The sequence below is a fragment of the Citrobacter braakii genome (assembly GCF_002075345.1).
GTDB classification, from domain to species: Bacteria; Pseudomonadota; Gammaproteobacteria; order Enterobacterales; family Enterobacteriaceae; genus Citrobacter; species Citrobacter braakii.
In genome coordinates this window covers 1-2,632 of the sequence record NZ_NAEW01000057.1, presented here as the reverse complement: position 1 = coordinate 2,632, position 2,632 = coordinate 1, and the positions used below count along the sequence as shown (strand labels likewise).

Here is a 2,632-nt window from a genome sequence, read left to right as displayed (position 1 = left end):
GTAAAAGGGAAGCCACTATTTTATCGAAATACTTCTGGTCGTAGCGGACCGCGTTACTCAGACTCTCAAGGACCGTATCTTCCAGGGCCTGGCCTTCCGGACTCTCCAGCACCTGCGTGATGGCCGCGCGGCGCAGGACGTAATCCGCTACCCCTTTGTTCTGGTTCACCTGGCTTAACAGCGCCACCTGCTGGTCAACCACCGCCAGCAGGTGTGGAGCATGCTCCCTCAGGTACCATTCCACATAGCGCTCATGGAGCCCTGTGATGTTCATGACGTAACGGCGGACCCGGTTATAATCCGGCCTCTCCCCCAGCGCAACCAGCGCCTGGGCGATAATGTTCACCACCCGCCAGGCAAACTCGCGAAACGCCGCGCTGTTGCCTTCCCCACTGAGCTGGTTTGCCAGACGTCCGGGAACTTCGGAGGTCCGTCCAAAACGACCGATACCGTTGTAACGGGCGCTGATTTCAGTCCAGCCCAGGTGGAACACGTACAGTTCGTTCTGCCGCCCGGTCCGGTGAGCTTCCGCCCACACCCTTCTCAGCAGGTCAGCATCGCCTTTCGGGTCAATCACCACCACGGTATTACCGCGCCGGATATCCTGGGTTATCAGCAGCTCTGCCAGCCGGGTTTTGCCCACGCGGGTGGTTCCCAGAACCAGCATATGGCCGACCCGCTCGCCCAGGTCCATGCTGACCGTTTCCTCATCCGGCTCCACGCCGTGTATTGCCGGATTTCCGCCAGCCGGCGGCAGCGGACGCACGGGATTGAACGGGGTGTCGGTACGCAGTATCCGGCTCAGCCAGGGCAGGCGGTACTCTGACCAGCGTTCCGTTCGTCGGGCCAGACGGTATGGCAGGGAGGGCTGCAGAAATGCCTGCACTTCAGGCCGACGGGTCTCCAGCAGACGCTGGAGATGCTTCTGCTCCCAGGCAAATCCTTTCCCCAGAAAAAGGCGGTAGCGGCTGACCGGTACCTGGCAGCTGGTCATCACATAGCGGGGAAGCCGTTTGAGGTTGCGGCGGTAGCGCAGTATCTTCAGTCCCTGGCGGGTTCGTACGACAGCCAGTGCCGCAAATCCTGCCGCAGTCACATAGCTGACCGACGGTGCCAGCGCCACAGCCCACGGCGCGCTGATGCAGATGAATGCCGCGCAGCCTGCCGCCACGGCGGTATTGAGCTCCACGGCAGGACGCAACAGCGCCTCCATCACATAGCGGTCGCTCATTCTGTTGTCCTCCCGGTCAGTCCGAACCACAAGGAGCGTGAGGACGCGATCTTACGTGTGGTACGGATGAGGCCAGCGGTGCCAACCAGGTCAGTGCCCGCTCTGACGTCTGCCGGTAACGGCGGCGGGTCCGGGCGGCTGGTCCGGGCGGCTGGTGTCCGGCAGAACCTGGCGACAACGACAACCGCCAGTAGCAGAAAAAGAAGCAATATGACCGGCAGCATCAGCGCCTCACTGTGACAGTCCGCGGTCCGTAATCAGCACCGGGTAGTGAGTGAGCTGAAGACGGCGCGCAATATCACTGGCGGATGCCGGCAGCAGCGTCAGGCCCGGGGCCCCTGCCTGCAGCTCCCGCAGGGCGGCACTGTCCGTGACGTTCACCACCAGACCCGTGGCGTTCATACGCAGCAGGTCAGCCCGCCTCTGTGCCAGCCAGTCCCGGGACAGCGCGTCGTCTCCGACCAGAAACACCGGTGCCATGCCCGCAAGCGCCAGACTGCGTACCTCCACCCTGCCCGGCGTCATCTCCGGCGTGGTCACCGGCAGCATCTCATCCACCGTGACAGGCGCGGACGACCGCGGGGGTGATGGCGGAGACAGCGACCGCGGCGGCGTGAACTCATTCGCCTCATTGTTGATGGCGTCAAACAGCGGGGCGGTGGACTCACCGCCGAGGTCCGCCACCACGGTCAGTGCCGCCATCGCGGAGGTGGTCAGCAGCCCGACAAGCGCAACCGGCACCAGGGTGTGGCGGACTGTGGCATGCAGGGTATGAACATAATGTGGAAGGTGTCTTTTCATATCAGTGCTCTCCCGGCATCTGAGGCTCCGCCCACCGCAGCGCCATTTCTGCCGGTATCACCGGGGCTGATGACAGGGATGAATAAGCCGTACTGCGTGGATGTGGTTCCGCCGGCGTAATCGTCGCCAGCTTCCGCTGTACAATGGCCCGGTAGGTCCGGGCCGGTTTTCCGCCCGCCGGATGGTGGTAACACCCCACCGCCTGCAGCCAGCTGCCGGGATTCAGGTCATAGCAGTGGCGCAGGATTTGTGCGGCGGCGCGAAGATTGGTGTACGGCTCCAGCGCTTCACGGTAATTACGAAAATACCCGCCGTTCCACCCCAGGTTCACCTGGGCAATTCCCACATCAATCCGCTTCAGCGGATAACGGCGCATAAAACCCAGCAGCCCCTGGTATGCCTCCTCCCGGGTGGCGTACCGGTATCCCTTTCCCGCCACGTTCAGTGTCCATGGCCACGGGCGCTCCCCCTGCGGCAGCCGTCGCGAGGACTCCGCCAGGGACACCGAATACAGCGCTTCTGCCGGGACGCCATACTCTTCTGCCACCTGCCGGTAACCTTCAGGCACCGGGCTGCCGGCCGGTAACGGTTGCCCCTGTG

4 protein-coding genes are annotated in these 2,632 nt (G+C 63.4%); all 4 read right to left on the bottom strand.

Annotated features, from left to right (window positions below):
• A partial coding sequence (gene traD, locus BZK42_RS27675) for a conjugative transfer system coupling protein TraD (protein WP_143329774.1) occupies window positions 1-1,231 on the bottom strand: 1,231 nt, incomplete at its 3' end.
• Complete coding sequence (locus BZK42_RS28650) at window positions 1,228-1,455, bottom strand: hypothetical protein (protein ID WP_143329773.1); 228 nt, start codon at window positions 1,453-1,455, stop codon at window positions 1,228-1,230. The genes traD and BZK42_RS28650, both read right to left, overlap by 4 nt.
• A gap of 7 nt (window positions 1,456-1,462) precedes the next feature.
• A complete protein-coding gene (locus tag BZK42_RS27670; RefSeq protein WP_080861526.1) occupies window positions 1,463-2,032 on the bottom strand; it encodes an integrating conjugative element protein in 570 nt (189 codons plus the stop codon).
• A 1-nt stretch (window position 2,033) separates the two neighbouring features.
• Window positions 2,034-2,632: lysozyme family protein (locus BZK42_RS27665; RefSeq protein ID WP_143329772.1), on the bottom strand; the 599-nt coding region annotated here is incomplete at its 5' end.

Excerpts from the sequence above, each read along its gene's own strand:
- BZK42_RS28650 (WP_143329773.1), bottom strand. The coding sequence starts at position 1,455 with ATGCTGCCGGTCATATTGCTTCTTTTTCTGCTACTGGCGGTTGTCGTT.
- BZK42_RS27670 (WP_080861526.1), bottom strand. The coding sequence starts at position 2,032 with ATGAAAAGACACCTTCCACATTATGTTCATACCCTGCATGCCACAGTC.